This is a genomic window from Sphaerisporangium cinnabarinum, assembly GCF_055567015.1.
Window position 1 is genome coordinate 176621 of record NZ_JBVHRG010000006.1, and the last position, 15851, is coordinate 192471.

Sequence of the window (15851 nt, forward strand, 5' to 3'; positions counted from 1 at the left end):
AGCGCTCGCTCAGGCGTCGCGGGGGGCGTGCTTGGCGAGGAACGCGTAGACCTCCGTCGCGTCGACGCCGGGGAACGCGCCGCTCGGGAGCGCGGAGAGCACGTGCTGGTGCATGCGTGCGCTGGGCCACGACGCGTCCTCCCAGCGCGCGGCCGCGTCCGCGGCCGGGCGGCGGCAGCACGACTCGTCCGGGCACGACGACTGCCGCCGCACCGTCGTGTCCCGGCCGCGGAACCACTTCGCCGACGCGAACGGCACCCCGACGGCGATGGAGAACTGGCCGGACGTCGTCGTGCCGGTCTGCGTGGAGCACCAGAACGTGCCCGCGGGCGTGTCCGTGTACTGGTACGACTCCTGCGCGCGGTCGCGACGCGTGAACGCCTCGCGGGCGGCCCACTTGCGGCACACCATCTGGCCCTCGATCGAACCCGTGACGTCGGCGGGCAGGGGCAGGCCGTCGTTCTCGTAGCCGCGGAACAGGGCGCCGTCGTCGCCGACGCGCAGGAAGTGCAGCGGGATGCCGAGGTGCACGGTCGCGAGGTTCGTGAAGCGCTGCGCGGCGGCCTCGTGGGTCACGCCGAACGCGTCGCGCAGGTCCTCCACGGCGAGGTCCTTCTCACGCTTGCGCCGTTCCAGGAAGTCGACGGCCGCGGTCTGCGGGATGAGGCAGCACGCCGCGAAGTAGGTGATCTCGACGCGCTGGCGCAGGAACTCCGCGTACGAGCGCGGCCGCTCGTGCCCGAGCACGCGGTGCGCGATGGCTTGGAGCGCGAGCGAGCGCAGCCCGTGGCCGCCGGGGATCGACGCGGGCGGCAGGTAGATGCGCCCGTTCTCCAGGTCGGTGACGGTGCGCGTCGAGTGCGGCAGGTCGTCGACGTGCCAGATGGTGAAGCCCAGCTGCTCGGCCATGCGCGCGACGGTGCGGTGGGTGAGCGCGCCGACGGTGTACCCGGCCTTGCGCGTCATCTCCTCGGCGAGCGCCTCGATCTCCGGGTAGTAGTTGTCGCGCGCCTGGCGCTCGAGGCGGAGCTCGGTGTTGGCGCGGCGCGCCTCCTCGGGGGTCGCGACGGCCTCGGTCGCGCGGCGCTGGAGCTCGGCGTGCAGGCCCACGAGGTTCTCGAGCACCGGCAGGGGCAGCTTCTGGCTCGCCTTCACGGCGGGCAGCCCGAGACCCGCGAACAGCGGTCCGCGCTGGGCGCGGTCGAGCGCGATCTCCAGCGCGGCGCGGCGCGACGGCGGCTCGTCCGTGAGCAGGTCCGTGACCGGCACGCCCAGCGCCTGGGCGAGCTGCTGGAGGAGCGACAGCCGCGGCTCGCGACGCCCGTTCTCGATCATCGACAGCAGGCTCGGCGCGGTGCCCACGGCCTCGCCGAGCGCGTCGAGGGTGAGGCCGCGCGCCGTTCGGAAGTGCCGCACGCGCCGGCCGAGCGTGATGAGGTCCGCCTGGGCCGCGGGTTGAGCCTCGGGGCGGTCCCCGGGGCGGCTGGACGACGTCGCGCTGGCCATGGCTTGACATTACGTCAAGATCGACGAATCTTCATAGCGTTCTGAGGCGAAATCCACGCCGGTTCGGCGTGAGGCTGGGGGCACAGCACCGCCCACCCGCCGAGCGAGGAGAACCCATGACCACCGCCGCAGGCCCCCGCCAGACCCGCCGCACCCGCCAGGCCGCGCTGCTCGACGACGTCGAGACCGACCTCGCCGGGCTGTCGACGGACCGGTCGCCGGGGCAGCGAGGCGGCACGGCCGACCCTCGTCCGCGCGACGCGCGCGCCTGGGTGCGGGAGATCGCGACCCTCACCGAGCCGGACGCGATCGTCTGGTGCGACGGCTCCGCGGCGGAGAAGCAGCGCCTCACCGACCTCCTCGTGGACGCCGGGACGCTCCTGCCCCTCGACCCGGAGCTGCGCCCCGGGAGCTACCTCGCGCGCTCCGACCCGAGCGACGTCGCGCGTGTCGAGTCGCGCACGTTCATCTGCTCGCGCGAGGAGGTCGACGCCGGCCCGACCAACAACTGGCGCGAGCCGGACGCCATGCGCGCCGAGCTCCGCGGCGTGTTCGAGGGTTCGATGCGCGGCCGCACGATGTACGTCGTCCCGTTCTCGATGGGCCCGGTGGGCGGCCCCATCTCCCAGGTCGGCATCCAGGTCACCGACTCGCCGTACGTCGTCGTCAGCATGGGGATCATGACGCGCGTCGGGACGGCCGTCATGGACCTCATCGACGCCGGCGCCGCGTTCGTCCCGGCCGTGCACTCGGTGGGCGCGCCGCTCGTCGACGACACCGGGGCGGTCTCCGAGGACGTGCCGTGGCCGTGCAACGACACGAAGTACATCGTCCACTTCCCGGAGACGCGCGAGATCTGGTCGTACGGCTCCGGGTACGGCGGCAACGCCCTCCTCGGCAAGAAGTGCTTCGCGCTGCGCATCGCCTCCGCGATGGCGCGCGACGAGGGCTGGCTCGCCGAGCACATGCTGCTCATCCGCGCGACGTCGCCCGAGGGCCGGGCCTACCACCTCGCCGCGGCCTTCCCGTCCGCGTGCGGCAAGACCAACCTCGCGATGCTGCGACCGACGATCCCCGGCTGGACCGTCGAGACCATCGGCGACGACATCGCGTGGCTGCGCCCCGGCCCCGACGGCCGCCTGCGCGCGATCAACCCCGAGGCCGGCTTCTTCGGCGTCGCGCCCGGCACCGGCGTCGAGACCAACCCCGCCGCCGTCGAGACGTTCGCGCGGGACACGATCTTCACGAACGTCGCGCTCACCGACGACGGCGACGTCTGGTGGGAGGGCCTGACCCCTGAGCCGCCCGCGCACCTGATCGACTGGACCGGCCAGGACTGGACGCCCGACGCCGGCCGCCCCGCCGCGCACCCGAACTCGCGGTTCACCGTCTCCGCGGCGCAGTGCCCGACGATCGCCGACTCCTGGGAGGACCCCGACGGCGTCCCGATCGACGCGATCGTGTTCGGCGGGCGCCGCGCGACCAACGTCCCGCTTGTCGCGCAGGCGTACGGCTGGGAGCACGGCGTCTTCATGGGCGCCACCATCTCCTCCGAGCAGACCGCCGCCGCCGAGGGCACCGTCGGCGCGCTGCGCCGCGACCCGTTCGCGATGCTGCCCTTCTGCGGCTACAACATGGCCGACCACTGGGCGCACTGGCTCCGCGTCGGCGCCTCCCTCGACCCCGAGAAGCGCCCCAAGATCTTCCAGGTCAACTGGTTCCGCAAGGACGCCGACGGCCGGTTCCTCTGGCCCGGGTTCGGCGAGAACGCGCGCGTCGTCGCGTGGATCGCGGCACAGGTCGACCGGTCACGCGGCGTCCGCACCGACAGCGGCGCCGTGAAGAGCCCCGTCGGCCTGCTCCCCGCGGCCGGAGCGCTCGAGCTCGGGGGCCTCGACCTGGACGACGCCGACCTCGACGCCCTGTTCGACGTCTCGCCCGAGCAGTGGCTCGCCGAGGCCGAGCTGACCGCCGAGTTCTTCGACACCTTCGGCAACCGCGTGCCCGACGAGCTCTGGGCACAGCTCGCGCGGCTGCGGGACCGGCTGGGCGCGTGACCGCGTGCGTCGGGGCCGGGCGCGGCTAGTGTCGGTCGCATGGTCGAACGACGCCCCTGGCAGTCCGAGGCCGACCTGCTGGGCAGGGCGGACGACGCCCACCCGACGGCCTGGTTCGAGCAGCTCTGGGCATCCGCAGCGAGCGGCACCGTGACGACACCGTGGGAGCACGACGACCCGCACCCCGCGCTGGTGGAGCGGGTCGTCGTCCCGCCGGACGGGGAGCACCGCACGGCGGTCGTCGTCGGGTGCGGGCTGGGCGCCGACGCGGAGCACCTGTCCCGGCTCGGCTACGTCACGACCGCGTTCGACGTCGCGCCGTCCGCGGTCGCCGCCGCGCGCGACCGTCGCCCCGGGTCGGCGGTGACGTACGCCGTCGGCGACCTGCTCGACCTGCCCGCTGCGTGGCGCCGAGCCTTCGACCTGGTCGTCGAGGTCTACACGGTCCAGGCCGTGCACCGGGTCGTCCGCGCCGAGCTCACCGCCGGCGTACGCTCCCTCGTCGCGCCGGGCGGCACGCTCCTCGTGATCCAGGCCGTCGCCGACGAGCCCGACGACGACGGGCCGCCCTGGCCCCTCACCCGAGCCGAGATCGACGCGTTCGGCCAGGACGGGCTCGTCGCCGTCTCGGTCGAGCGGCTGGACCGGCCCGCGCCGGGCGGGCGCGGCCTGTGGCGCGCGGAGCTCCGCCGGGCGGATCAGTAGGCGGTGCCCATGAGCTCGCGGACCTCGGCCAGGGTGCGCTCGGCGATCGCGTTCGCGCGGGCGTTGCCCTCGCGCAGCACGTCGAGCGGGTCGGGCCCGTCGCCCGCGGTGAGAGCACGACGGCGGGCGCGCAGGGGGCGCAGGTGCTCGACGAGCGCCTCGGTCACCACCTGCTTGAGGCGGCCCGCCCCGGCGGCACCGACCTCGTCGGCGAGCGCCTCGGGCGTCGTCCCGGCGGCGAACGCGCCCAGCGTGAGGAGGTTCGCGAGCTCGGGCCGGCGCTCGGGCTCGTACGTGACGTGCCGCTCGGAGTCGGTGCGGTGGCGGCGGACGAAGCGCGCGGTGGCGTCCTCGTCGTCGCGCAGCTCGAGCGCGTTGCCCGCGGACTTGCTCATCTTGCGCCCGTCGGTGCCGAGCACGGTGGGCGCGGGGGCGAGCAGGACGTCGGGCTCGGGGAAGTAGGGCTGCGCGGCGGCGTAGCGCTGGTTGAAGCGTCGTGCGACGGTGCGCGTGAGCTCGACGTGCGGGAGCTGGTCCTGCCCGCCGGGCACGAGGTTGCCGTGGCAGAACAGGATGTCGGCGGCCTGGTGCACCGGGTAGGTGAACAGCAGGCCGCTCATGGGTCGGCCCTGCCGTGCGGCGGCCGCGACGGCCTCGGCCTTGACGGTCGGGTTCCGCTCGATCTCGGCGGTCGTGACGAGGCTGAGGAACGGCAGCAGGAGCTGGTTGAGCGCCGGGACCGCGGAGTGCGCGAAGACCGTCGTGCGGGCGGGGTCGATCCCGGCCGCGAGGTAGTCGAGGACGACCTCGCGCACGGTGGCGCGCAGGTCTCCCGCGTCGTCGCGGTCGGTGATGACCTGGTAGTCGGCGACGACGAGCACGACCTCGACGCCGTCGTCCTGCAGCCGGACGCGGTTCGCGAGGGTGCCGAGGTAGTGCCCGAGGTGCAGCGCGCCCGTCGGGCGGTCGCCGGTGAGGACGCGGAAGCCGGACGGGTCGGTCGCGAGCCGGGCCTCGATCTGCGCGGACCGCTCGCGGGCCGCCGCGACGGACGCGGTCGACGCCGACAGCCCGGACGGCGTCGCGGACGGGAGGGCCGACGGCGCGGGGTCGAGGGTCGTGGTCATGGTGCTCTCCTTCGGTGGGGAGCCACGCACCACGCCCGGTCGAGGACCGGACCGGCCCGGACATGACGACGTCCCGGCTGCGGCGCGCAGCTCGGGACGTGGGCAGGACTGGTCACGGCTGCGGAGGCAGCCACCACCAGCTCTGCGTGATCATGCGTCCACCCTACGCCCGCCGCGCGGGCCGACGGCCCTCGGCGAGAATGGTCGGATGCCTGAGATCTCCGTCGAGAACGTCACCGGTCCCGTCGCCTACCACGCGGAGGGCCCGGTGTGGTGGCCGGGCTGGGGCGGCCTGCGGTACGTGGACATGCTCGCGGGCGACCTCCTGACGCTGCGGCCCGACGGCGGCGTCGACCGCCTCCACGTGGGCGACCACGCGGCCGTGGTGCGGCCGCGGACCGGGGGCGGGTTCGTCGTCGGGCTCGCGCGGTCGGTCGCGGTGGCGGACGGCGACGGCGCCCCCGTCCGCACGCTCGCGTCGCTCGTCGACGACCCGACGGTCCGCCTCAACGAGGGGGCGGCGGCGCCCGACGGCGCGTTCTACGTGGGCGGCCAGGCCGAGGGCGAGCGGCCGAGCGCGCTGTACCGGGTGGAGTCGGACGGGTCGTCGCGCGTCGCGCTCGACGGCGTCGAGGTGTCGAACGGGCTCGGGTTCTCGCCCGACGGGTCGCGGGCCTACTACGTCGACTCGGCGACGCGGCGGATCGACGTGCTCGACGTCGTGCCCGCCGCGGAGGACTCGCGCGGTCTCGTGCGGCGTCGCGCGTTCGTGGAGATCGACCCCGACGACGGCATGCCGGACGGCCTCACGGTCGACGCCGAGGGTGGCGTCTGGGTGGCACTGTGGGGCGGCGGGGCCGTCCGGCGCTACTCCCCCGACGGCACGCTCGACGCCGTCGTCCCGCTCCCGGTGTCGCAGGTGAGCGCGTGCACGTTCGGCGGCGACGACCTCGACCGGCTGTTCGTCACGACCTCGCGCCAAGGGCTGGACGACCCCGACGCGGACGAGGCCGCGTCGGGGTCGCTGTTCGTGGCGGACCCGGGGGTCCAGGGGCTCCCGGCCCTGCCGTTCGCGGGCTGAGCGTCCCCGCGGTCGTCAGCGGACGGCGTCGCGCACGCGCTGCTCGGCGCGGCCCAGGCCGTCGATCTCGAGCGTGACGACGTCGCCCGCGCGCAGGTAGGGGAAGCGCCCGGAGAGGGCCACGCCCTGCGGGGTGCCGGTGTTGATGAGGTCGCCGGGCTCGAGGACCATGTACTGCGACAGGTGGTGCACGAGGGAGGCGACGTCGAAGATCATGTCGGCCGTCGTCGAGTCCTGGCGGGGCTCGCCGTTGACCCAGGACCGGAGCCCGAGGTTCTGGACGTCCACCTCGTCGGCGGGGACGAGCCACGGGCCGAGCGGGTTGAACGTCTCGCAGCTCTTGCCCTTCGACCACTGACCGCCGGAGACCTTCATCTGGTAGTCGCGCTCGGAGACGTCGTGGGACAGGACGTAGCCCGCGACGTGGTCGAGCGCCTCCTCCGGGGACGACAGGTAGCGCGCCCGGCGGCCGATCACGACGCCGAGCTCGACCTCCCAGTCGACCGTCGTCGCGCCGGGCGGCACGAGCACGTCGTCGTGCGGGCCGACGACCGTGTTCGAGTGCTTCCAGAAGACGATCGGGACGTCGGGCGGCGCCGAGCCGGACTCGGCTGCGTGCTCCGCGTAGTTCATCCCGATGCAGACGACGGCCGTCGGCCGGGCGACGGGCGCACCGACGCGCCGCTCGTCGGCGCCGTCGAGCACGGGCAGCGCGCCCGCGGCGAGCGCCGCGCGGACCCGGCCGACGCCGTCGGCCGCGAGGAACGCGCCGTCGATGTCGCGGGTGAGCGGGTCGAGGGAGTACACGACCCCGTCCTCGCGGACGGCGGGACGCTCCTGGCCGAGGGGGCCGAGTCGGACGAGCTGCACGGGTGGGTCTCCTAGGTCGGGGCGGGTGGCGCGGTTCCTCAGGCGAGGGCGCGCGCGTGGTCCGGGTTGACGATCGACGGCACGGGGCGGCCCGCGAGGAAGTCGACGGCGTTGCGCGCGGTGTGCACGGGGAGGTCCTGCATGGCCTCGGGCGAGAACCACGCGGCGTGCGGGGTGAGCAGCACGTTGTCGAGCGTGCGCAGGCGCGAGTCGGCGGGCAGCGGCTCGGTCGCGTAGACGTCGAGCGCGGCCGAGCCCACGTGGCCGGACGCGAGCGCGTCGGCGAGCGCGCCCTCGTCGACGAGCGGCCCGCGGCACGTGTTGACGACCCGCACGCCGGGCTTCGCGGCCGCGAGGGTGCGGGCGTCGAGCAGGTGGCGCGTCGACTCGGTGAGCGGCGCGTGCAGCGTGATGACGTCGGCGCGCGCGACGGCCTCGTCGATCCCCACGGCCTCGTGCCCGTCGGAGGCCACGGCCTGCGGGTCGACGAACGGGTCGTGCACGAGCACGCGGTAGCCGAGCGCGCGGGCGGAGCGCGCGACCTCGGAGCCGATCCGCCCGTACCCGATGACGGCGACGACGGTGCTGGACAGGCGCGCGGCGTGCTGCGCCGTCGGGGCCCACGTGCCGGCGCGCAGCGCGCGGTCGTAGGCGACGAGGCCGCGGTCGAGCGTGAGGATCATCGCGACCGTGTGGCTCGCGACCTCCTCGATGCAGTAGGTCGGGGTGTTGGCGACGGCGACGCCGCGCTCGGTGGCGGCCGCGACGTCGACCATGTCGTAGCCGATGCCCATGCGCGAGACCATGCGCACCCCGCCCGGGCCGGCGACGGCGTCGAGCACGCGGGCCGTGATCGGGGCCCACTGCACGACGAGCGCGGAGGGCGCGGACCCGCTCGCGGCGGCCTCGTCGACGGCGGCGATCACCTCGTCCTCGGTGCGCGCGGCGGCACGCACGGCCCGCAGCCCGGCGGCGGTCAGGGTGTCCTCGCACGCGGTCCCGGGCAGGTCGCAGTCGGTGATGACGACGGTGTCGGCTGTCATGCGAGGAATGCTATAGCAAATAGCACCCTCGACCAACCCTCGGGCCGGTCGGATGCTATAGCGTGGGCTCATGACCTTTGCCCCGGGCGGCGCCCGCCGCCGCCTCGCCCTCGTCACCGGCGCCAGCTCCGGCATCGGTGCCGCCACCGCCCTCCAGCTCGCGCGCGACGGGCACGACGTCTGGCTCACGTACACCGGCGGCGAGGCCGGCGCGCGCGCCACCGCCGCCCGGTGCGAGGAGGAGGGCGCCGCGACGCGCGTCTCGCGCCTCGACCTGCGCGACACCGCGTCCGTCGAGGCGCTCGTCGCCGAGGTCACCGACGCCTGGGGACGCCTCGACGTGCTCGTCAACAACGGCGGCGTGTGCCCCTACCGCGCGCTCGACGACATCGAGCTCGACGAGTGGGACCTCGTCATGGAGACCAACGCGCGCGGCACGTTCGTGCTGTCGCGCGCCGCGCTCCCGCTGCTGCGCGCAGACCGACCGTCGCCCGCCGGGGCCACGGTCACGCCCGACGAGCGGACCGCGCGCGACCGCGCGATCGTCAACCTCTCGTCCATCGCGGGCGAGCAGGGCGCACTGAAGACCGGCGTGCACTACGCCGCGAGCAAGGCCGCGATCCTCGCGATCACGCGCTCCTTCGCGCGCATCCTCGCGAGCGAGGGCATCCGCGTGAACGCCGTGACCCCCGGCCCCGTGACGAGCGCGATCACCGACCAGCTCGCACCCGACGCCCGCGCCGGGCTCACCGCGTCCATCCCCCTCGGGGACTTCGGCACGCCCGACGACGTCGCCTGGGTCGTCGCGTCCCTCGCCTCCCCGCGCGCCGGGTTCGTCACGGGCGCGACGTACGACGTCAACGGCGGCGTCCGGATCGACTGACCGCCGGTCCGACGCACCACTCGCCCACCCTGCCCGAGGAGGCACCCATGAGCACGTCCCCGTCCGCCGTCGTCACCGCCCAGGTCGACGCCTTCAACGTCCGTGACCTCGACGGCTTCTGCGCGACCTACGCGCCCGACGCCGTCGTGAGCGGCGTGACCCCCGAGCCGATCGTCGGCCGCGACGCCCTGCGCGCGTTCTACGCGAGCCGGTTCGAGGACACCGCGCTGCACTGCGTCATCGACGCGTCCGTGACCTTCGGCGACCGCTGGCTCGTCGCGCGCGAGCTCGTCACGACGTCGAACGGCACCGGCGAGACCATCGCGACGTTCGAGGTCCGCGACGGTCTCATCACCCGCGCGAGCATGGTCAAGGGCTGAGGCCCTCGGTCTACCGGTCACCCTCGCGGCGGCGTCCCACCGCGCCGGGGCGAGCGATCTTCTGCGCCTGCAGGGGCGGGCGCGCGGCCTCGATCCGGTGCCTCACGCCAGGCCGAGGTCAGCCTTGACCTGTTCCCAGGGCACCGCAGGCCCCCATGCCGCTCAGCTCGTCGCGAGCGGCCTTCGCGGCGCGGAGGTCTACCAGGTCGTCGGCCGCGTTCACCAGGCCGGCGAGGTCGTCCGCCTCACACGCTGCTGCGCGGCTCCCGATGTTCACCCGCCGAGATGAGCGCCTCGCTCTGTCGCCGGCCGCGACAGCGCACTAGGCTCCCCGCAACCTTTCGCAACGGCACGACCAGGGGGAACTCACTGTGGAGATCGGCGAACGACTGGCGTCATTGGCGACGAAGATCCAGCAGCAGAAGGCGACGATCGGCACCGAGGAAGCGACGAAGAACGCGTTCGTCATGCCGTTCATCTCGTTGGTCCTCGGGTACGACGTCTTCAACCCGAACGAGGTGATCCCCGAGTTCACGGCGGACGTCGGAACGAAGAAGGGCGAGAAGATCGACTACGCGATCGTCAAGGACGGCGAGCTCCAGATGCTCGTCGAGGCGAAGACGATCGGGTCCCCGCTGAGCCTGAACCACGCCTCCCAGCTGTTCCGCTACTTCGCGACGACCAACGCCCGGATCGCCATCCTCACGAACGGGCAGCACTTCCACTTCTTCACCGATCTCGACAAGCCCAACCGCATGGACGAGAAGCCCTTCCTCCAGCTCGACCTGCTCGACCTGGACGAGACGCTCATCCCTGAGGTGCAGAAGCTCACGAAGGACACATTCGATCTGGAGTCCGTCGTCAGCGCCGCGGAGGAGCTCAAGTACATCGGCGCTCTGAAGCGTGCGCTCGCCGCTCAGTTCCGCGAGCCGGACGACGAGTGGATCAAGGCGCTCACGAACCGGGTGTACGACGGCTCGTTCACGCAGAAGGTGAAGGAGCAGTTCAGGACTCTCGTCGCCAAGGCGATGAAGCAGTTCCTCGCCGACCAGGTCAACGACAGGCTGAAGGCGGCGCTCGGTGGCCAGGCGTACCCGGACGCGGGCAGCGTGCCGATGACCGGCACCGAGGCAGCACAGGAGAGTGTTGCCGAAGCGACGCGCCCCGACGACCGGGGTATCGAGACCACCCTCGACGAGATCGAGGGCTATCAGATCATCCGCGCGATCGCGTGCAGCGAGGTCTCACCGGCCCGGATCGTGCATCGTGACACCAAGAGCTACATGGGTGTCCTGCTGGACGACAACAACCGCAAGCCGATCGCGCGCCTGCACTTCAACACCGGGCAGAGGTATCTCGGGCTGTTCGACGAGAACAAGGTCGAGACGCGGCACCCGATCACGTCCCTCGACGAGATCTACGAGCACGCCGAGCACGTGCGCAAGACCGTCCACAACTACCTCTAGAGGGTGTGACGGACCGCCCCGCGTCGGTGATCCCCCCGGTCAGGCGAGGCCGTAGCGCGCGTCGAGGTCGGGGTCGTGGGGCGGGTTGCCGAACGACGCGGTCCAGGCGCCGTCGGCGGCGATCGACTGGCCGGACACGTAGCCGGCCTCGTCGGACAGCAGGAACGCGACGAGGGCGGCGATCTCCGCGGACTCGGCGATGCGCCCGAGCGGCGGGCCCTCGGCGAGCGCGCGCTCCTCGGCTGCCGGGTCGGCCGCACGGGCGATCTGCGCGTCGAGGTGCGGGGTGCGCACCCCGCCCGGCGCGACGGTGTTGGCGCGGACGCCGTACCGCCCGTACGTCACGGCGACGGAGCGCGCGAGCGCGTCGATGCCGCCCTTGGTCAGCTCGTAGGCGGCGTGGTCGGCGAACGCCGCGCGGCCGTGGATCGAGCCGATGTTGACGATCGATCCGCCGCTCACCTGGTCGGTGAACGCCTCGACGGCGGCGGCGCAGCCCCAGAGGTAGCCGAGGCCGTTGATCTCGACGACGTCGCGCGCGTCCTGCTCGACCTGCGCCGCCCGCTCCGGGTCGGCGAGCGCGTGCAGCGGCGTGCGGACGGTGATGCCCGCGTTGTTCACCCATCCGGCGAGCGGCGCGAGGTCGCGCGCGGCCCGCGCGGCCTCGCGGTGGGTCTCGCGGTCGCGCGAGTCCCCTAGCACGACGGCTGCGCACACCCCCTCCTCGACCGTCCCCGAGCCGGGGGTGCGCTCCAGCCCGACGACGGTCCACCCGTCAGCGGTGAGGCGCGCGGCCACGGCGCGGCCGATGCCCTTGCCGCTGCCGGTGACGACGGCGCTGCGGTGCTCGCTCGCGGGTCCAGCCGAGGGTCCGGTCACGGGGTCGCCTCCAGGTCGAAGCGGTCGGGGTCGAGCGTGAAGCCCAGGCCGGGCTCGTCGGACGGGGTCGCGTGGCCGCCGTCGAGAACGGGACCGCCGTGCACGAGCAGCGGCGCGGGGTCGTAGGGGTTGCCCGCGGGCGAGCGGTCGAACGTCTCGACGCCGATGCCCGCCGCTCCGCCCAGGTGCACGCTCACCTCGGGGTACACGTGGCTGGACACGACCTTCCCCCGCGCGGCCCACGCGCGCACGAGCGGGTCGGCGGGCGTGATGCCGCCGATCGCGACGACGTCGACGCGCGGCACGTCGAGCGCGCCCCGCGCGTCGAGCCGGGCGAAGACCTCGGGGTCCGTCACCTCGTCGCCCACGGAGAGCGGCAGCCCGGACGCGTCGCGGACGCGCGCCGCGCCGGCCGCGTCCTCGGGCAGCAGCGGGTCCTCGAGCCAGGCGAGCGCGGGCGCGCTCTCCCCCGCCGCGCCCGTGACGCCCCACGCGTCGAGGTCCGCGAGCGCCTCGTCGGCGTCGCGCCAGCCGAAGCCCACGTCGACGACGACGCCGCTGCGCCCCGCGACGGTCGGACGGCCGGTGACGTCGGGCAGCTCGGCGCGCAGGATCGCGAGCAGGTCGCGCATGAGGGCGCGGTCGGGCGAGCGCGAGATCTTCAGCAGCGGCCACCCGGCGCGCGCGTGCGCGAGCACCTCGTCCGCGACGTCGCGCGCGGTGCGGCCGGGCGTCGGGTACGCCGCGACGAGGATCGCGGGGCGTGGCACCGCGACGGCCACGGACGGGACGTCACGAGGGCTCCCGGCGACAGCACGTGACGGAGCGTCCCCGTCGCCGCCGACACCCGGCCCCGCGGACCCGGCGAGGTCCGCGCCGTCGTCGAGCAGGGACCACACCGGACGCCCGGCGAGCCGGCCCGCGAGGTCCCACAGCGCGACGTCGACCAGGCCGATCGCGCGCCGCACGAGGCCCACGCGGCCGACGATCGCGGACCCGCGCAGGGCCGCGTCCCCCGCGGCGCCGACGCTCTGGCGCGCGGCGACGCCGTCGGACGCCACGACCTCGCGGCCCACCACGTGCGGGGCGACGAGCCGGTCCACGAGCTCGGCCATGGGCGCCTCGCGCGTGAGCGCGTACGACTCCCCGGCGACGGCGCGGCCGTCGTCCGTCTCGGCGACGACGCGCACGCCGACGTACTCGCGGCGCTCGACCGTCATCGCGCCGAGGCGCAGCGGCTGCGGCAGCGGGACGACCGTCGTCGCAGTGCGGACGGCGACGACGCGCGCGGCGGGCACCGCGCTCACTCCGGCTTCTTGGCGAGCGGCACGCCGTAGTCGACGAGGAACCCGCCGTCGACGTAGACGGTCTGGCCGACCATGTACGCGGCCTGGTCGGACACGAGCCAGCTCACCGCGTTGCCGATCTCCTCCGGCTGGGCGAGCCGGCGGGCGGGGATGCGCGCGAGGATCGTCTCCTCCGAGAGCGTGCCCTGGGCGACGCCCTGGCGGAACACGCCCGTGTCGATGTACCCGGGCGCGACGGCGTTGACCCGCACGCCGCGCGCGGCCCACTCGGCGCCCGCGGTCGCGGTGAGCCCGACGACGGCGGCCTTGGTCGTGGAGTACGGGGCCCGACCGGCGGAGCCGCGGGCCGAGACGGACGAGATGTTGACGACGGCGCCCCGGCCGGCCGCGAGCATGTGGCGACCCGCCGCCTGGAGGCACGCGAAGACGCCGTGCAGGTTGACGTCCACGACGGCCGACCACTCGTCCCACGTGAGGTCCTCGAGCGCGCGGTGGCGCTGGATGCCCGCGTTGTTGACGAGCGCGTCGATCCCGCCGAACCCGTCCGCGAGGTCGTCGAACGCGGCGCGCACGGCGGCGTGGTCGGTGACGTCGAGCGGGGCCCACACGAGTCCGGGCGCGTCGGGGACGGCGCCGAGGTCGAGCGCGGGGAGGTCGTGCTGCACGACGTCCGCGCACACGACCCGGAACCCGTCGGTCGCGAGACGCTCGGCGACGGCACGGCCGATGCCGGCCGCTCCCCCGGTGACGACGGCGAGCGGGACGCGCGGGGCGTCGGGGGCGGGGGTGGTCACTGGTCCTCCTCGGGGACGGGACGGGTCGGGGGTGCGACGGGTCGTGGCGCGCCGACGCCGGGGGGCCAGGCGGCGGTGCCGGTGAGCACGTCGTCGACGACGGCGCACGCGTGCCGCTCCAGGCGTTCGAGCGAGCCCGGCGCGAGCGGCGACTGCCACGCCTGGTAGGCGCCGACGTCGTACGCCTCGCGCGTGGGCAGGTAGACGAAGCCGGGGCCGTTGGTGAGGTTCGCGACGACGACGGGCCGCGTCCCGGCGTGGGCACGCACCGTGCGCTGGAGGCGCGAGTACGCCTCGCCGGGGTGCGCGACGAGCAGCGCCTCGCCGACGCGCCACACCCACGTGGGGTGCTGGACGGTCGGGCCGGTGACGTAGCCGTCGCGCAGGTTCCGCGCGCGGCGCAGGCGCTCCTCGCGTGAGCGCGGGTCGATGCCGGCCCACTCGGCCTCGAGCTCGTCCCACGTCGGGAGGTCGCGCAGGTCGAGCGTGACGGGCTCCGTCACGGCGGCGAGCGTCCGGGCGTCGGGCCGTGCGGCGGTGCCGGTGCCGGTGCCGGTGCCAGGGAGCGCGGCCGACGGCGCGGGCTCCCAGACCGCGAGCGGCGCGCCGGACTCGACGACGTGGGTCAGCTCCAGCTCCGTGCCCGGCGGCGGGAGCTCCGCGAGCGCGGCGAGCACCGCGTGGCCGAGCGAGGTGCCGTGGCGGTCCGCGACGGCGGTGTCGCCCGTGTACTGCTCGCGCGGGGCGAGCTCGCCCGACGCCCCCTGGAGGAACGCGACGGGGGCGCCCGTCTCGCGCTCGACGAGGTCGCGCATCGCGCCCACGTAGTCGGGCGAGACGAGCCGGTTCTGCCACGCGAGCGTCGTCGGGTGGCACGCGTAGTTGACGATCGTCGCGAGGGTGACGTCCTCGCCCGCGGGCGCGGCGCCGTCGGGCCGGGGGTCCGCGGCGCGCGTGGGGCGCGCCGTGAGCCGCCCGACGACGACCGTGTCGTCCGCGGGGTCGGCACCGGGCGAGCGCGGGGTGCCGGCGTCGGGGTTGAAGCCGACGAGCGGCCGGGGCGGCGTGCTCGCCGCAGCGGCTCCCGCGGCCGTCCCCGCGTCCCCGGCCGCGCAGCCGTCGAGCAGCGCCTCGCGGTTCGACGCGAGGCCGCAGCGGCCGGTCGTCCACTCGAGGGTCGCGGGCCGGAGGGACGCGATCGCCTCCGCGGCGGCGTCGGCCGCTGCGCGCGCGAGGTCGTGCAGGTAGGCGACGCCGCGGTCCCCGCCCGCGAGGTCGGCGTCGCCCGAGCACAGGACCGGCCCGGCATGCGTGTGGGAGAGCGAGACGAGCAGGCGCTCGACGGGCAGCCCGGTCGCGTCGAGGACGGTCGCGCGCAGGGTCGCCTCGTCGTCGACCCGGCGCCACCACGTGCCGTCGATCGTCACGAGGACGAAGGGCTCGGAGGCCCCGGGGTCGGGGCGCTCCTCTGCGAGCGCGACGGCGGTCAGCGTCATCGCGCGGTGGGCGCCCTCGGAGACGTCCCAGTCCGCCGGGCCCCAGTTGCGCGCCCGGATACCCGGGGCGGGCGTGACGTCGCGGACTGCGATGCCGGCCAGGCCGACGAACGCGGGGACGGGGGCCCGCGTGTGCAGGGCGACCATCGCACCTCCTCTGGGCTCGGGAGTGCCGATGCTATAGCATGTTGTCTTGTCGAGACGCCCCCGGGACGGCACCGTGGCCGCTATCCTTCAGCGGCGCCCGACCCTCGACG

The 15851-nt window shown here is 74.7% G+C and carries 14 protein-coding genes; 6 read left to right on the plus strand and 8 right to left on the minus strand.

From position 1 onward, the window contains the following. Positions 1–9: 9 nt before the first annotated feature. Positions 10–1506 (minus strand): helix-turn-helix domain-containing protein, encoded by a 1497-nt coding sequence (locus ACZ4MO_RS10845; protein WP_175007674.1) that lies wholly within the window; start codon positions 1504–1506, stop codon positions 10–12. A gap of 116 nt (positions 1507–1622) precedes the next feature. Between ACZ4MO_RS10845 and ACZ4MO_RS10850 the strand changes: the two genes are divergently transcribed. Beyond that, positions 1623–3563, plus strand: coding sequence for a phosphoenolpyruvate carboxykinase (GTP) (locus ACZ4MO_RS10850; RefSeq protein WP_175007673.1), 1941 nt, complete (start codon positions 1623–1625; stop codon positions 3561–3563). A gap of 39 nt (positions 3564–3602) precedes the next feature. After that, on the plus strand, positions 3603–4268 hold the full coding sequence (locus ACZ4MO_RS10855; protein ID WP_175007672.1) for a methyltransferase domain-containing protein: 666 nt from the start codon (positions 3603–3605) through the stop codon (positions 4266–4268). Here the strand turns inward: ACZ4MO_RS10855 and trpS are convergent. Continuing rightward, entirely contained in the window at positions 4262–5395 is a 1134-nt protein-coding gene (gene trpS, locus ACZ4MO_RS10860; protein ID WP_175007671.1) for a tryptophan--tRNA ligase, read from the minus strand. The two genes, ACZ4MO_RS10855 and trpS, sit on opposite strands and share 7 nt — an antisense overlap. Before the next feature lie 208 nt (positions 5396–5603). Between trpS and ACZ4MO_RS10865 the strand changes: the two genes are divergently transcribed. Continuing rightward, a complete protein-coding gene (locus ACZ4MO_RS10865; RefSeq protein WP_186810326.1) occupies positions 5604–6476 on the plus strand; it encodes an SMP-30/gluconolactonase/LRE family protein in 873 nt (290 codons plus the stop codon). A 15-nt stretch (positions 6477–6491) separates the two neighbouring features. Here ACZ4MO_RS10865 and ACZ4MO_RS10870 read toward each other — a convergent pair whose 3' ends face one another. Both ACZ4MO_RS10870 and ACZ4MO_RS10875 read right to left on the minus strand, forming a co-directional pair. Next, positions 6492–7346: a fumarylacetoacetate hydrolase family protein gene (locus ACZ4MO_RS10870; RefSeq protein ID WP_175007670.1), complete on the minus strand. Its 855-nt coding sequence runs from the start codon at positions 7344–7346 to the stop codon at positions 6492–6494. 38 nt (positions 7347–7384) lie between these two features. Further along, complete coding sequence (locus ACZ4MO_RS10875) at positions 7385–8389, minus strand: NAD(P)-dependent oxidoreductase (RefSeq protein ID WP_175007669.1); 1005 nt, start codon at positions 8387–8389, stop codon at positions 7385–7387. 70 nt (positions 8390–8459) lie between these two features. Between ACZ4MO_RS10875 and ACZ4MO_RS10880 the strand changes: the two genes are divergently transcribed. From ACZ4MO_RS10880 to ACZ4MO_RS10890, 3 genes are all read left to right on the plus strand, one after another. Then, a complete protein-coding gene (locus ACZ4MO_RS10880) occupies positions 8460–9272 on the plus strand; it encodes an SDR family oxidoreductase (RefSeq protein WP_175007668.1) in 813 nt (270 codons plus the stop codon). A gap of 47 nt (positions 9273–9319) precedes the next feature. Further along, entirely contained in the window at positions 9320–9652 is a 333-nt protein-coding gene (locus tag ACZ4MO_RS10885) for a nuclear transport factor 2 family protein (RefSeq protein WP_021482951.1), read from the plus strand. 398 nt (positions 9653–10050) lie between these two features. Beyond that, complete coding sequence (locus tag ACZ4MO_RS10890) at positions 10051–11118, plus strand: type I restriction enzyme HsdR N-terminal domain-containing protein (protein WP_499278853.1); 1068 nt, start codon at positions 10051–10053, stop codon at positions 11116–11118. 39 nt (positions 11119–11157) lie between these two features. On the opposite strand, the gene ACZ4MO_RS10895 is transcribed toward ACZ4MO_RS10890, so the two are convergent. Genes ACZ4MO_RS10895 through ACZ4MO_RS10910 form a run of 4 tightly spaced genes read right to left on the minus strand, consistent with a single transcriptional unit; the run spans position 11158 to position 15741 of the window. Continuing rightward, positions 11158–11997 carry an SDR family oxidoreductase gene (locus tag ACZ4MO_RS10895; protein ID WP_175007666.1) on the minus strand — a complete coding sequence of 280 codons (840 nt, stop codon included), beginning with the start codon at positions 11995–11997 and terminating at the stop codon, positions 11158–11160. Further along, on the minus strand, positions 11994–13304 hold the full coding sequence (locus tag ACZ4MO_RS10900; RefSeq protein WP_255436964.1) for an enolase C-terminal domain-like protein: 1311 nt from the start codon (positions 13302–13304) through the stop codon (positions 11994–11996). Before ACZ4MO_RS10900 ends, ACZ4MO_RS10895 begins: the two co-directional genes overlap by 4 nt. Beyond that, complete coding sequence (locus ACZ4MO_RS10905) at positions 13301–14098, minus strand: SDR family oxidoreductase (RefSeq protein ID WP_175007665.1); 798 nt, start codon at positions 14096–14098, stop codon at positions 13301–13303. Before ACZ4MO_RS10905 ends, ACZ4MO_RS10900 begins: the two co-directional genes overlap by 4 nt. Then, a complete protein-coding gene (locus ACZ4MO_RS10910) occupies positions 14095–15741 on the minus strand; it encodes a hypothetical protein (RefSeq protein WP_499278855.1) in 1647 nt (548 codons plus the stop codon). Before ACZ4MO_RS10910 ends, ACZ4MO_RS10905 begins: the two co-directional genes overlap by 4 nt. Between the last annotated feature and the right edge of the window lie 110 nt (positions 15742–15851).

Excerpts from the sequence above, each read along its gene's own strand:
- ACZ4MO_RS10845 (WP_175007674.1), bottom strand. The coding sequence starts at position 1,506 with ATGGCCAGCGCGACGTCGTCCAGCCGCCCCGGGGACCGCCCCGAGGCT.
- ACZ4MO_RS10850 (WP_175007673.1), top strand. The coding sequence starts at position 1,623 with ATGACCACCGCCGCAGGCCCCCGCCAGACCCGCCGCACCCGCCAGGCC.
- ACZ4MO_RS10855 (WP_175007672.1), top strand. The coding sequence starts at position 3,603 with ATGGTCGAACGACGCCCCTGGCAGTCCGAGGCCGACCTGCTGGGCAGG.
- trpS (WP_175007671.1), bottom strand. The coding sequence starts at position 5,395 with ATGACCACGACCCTCGACCCCGCGCCGTCGGCCCTCCCGTCCGCGACG.
- ACZ4MO_RS10865 (WP_186810326.1), top strand. The coding sequence starts at position 5,604 with ATGCCTGAGATCTCCGTCGAGAACGTCACCGGTCCCGTCGCCTACCAC.
- ACZ4MO_RS10875 (WP_175007669.1), bottom strand. The coding sequence starts at position 8,389 with ATGACAGCCGACACCGTCGTCATCACCGACTGCGACCTGCCCGGGACC.
- ACZ4MO_RS10880 (WP_175007668.1), top strand. The coding sequence starts at position 8,460 with ATGACCTTTGCCCCGGGCGGCGCCCGCCGCCGCCTCGCCCTCGTCACC.
- ACZ4MO_RS10885 (WP_021482951.1), top strand. The coding sequence starts at position 9,320 with ATGAGCACGTCCCCGTCCGCCGTCGTCACCGCCCAGGTCGACGCCTTC.
- ACZ4MO_RS10910 (WP_499278855.1), bottom strand. The coding sequence starts at position 15,741 with ATGGTCGCCCTGCACACGCGGGCCCCCGTCCCCGCGTTCGTCGGCCTG.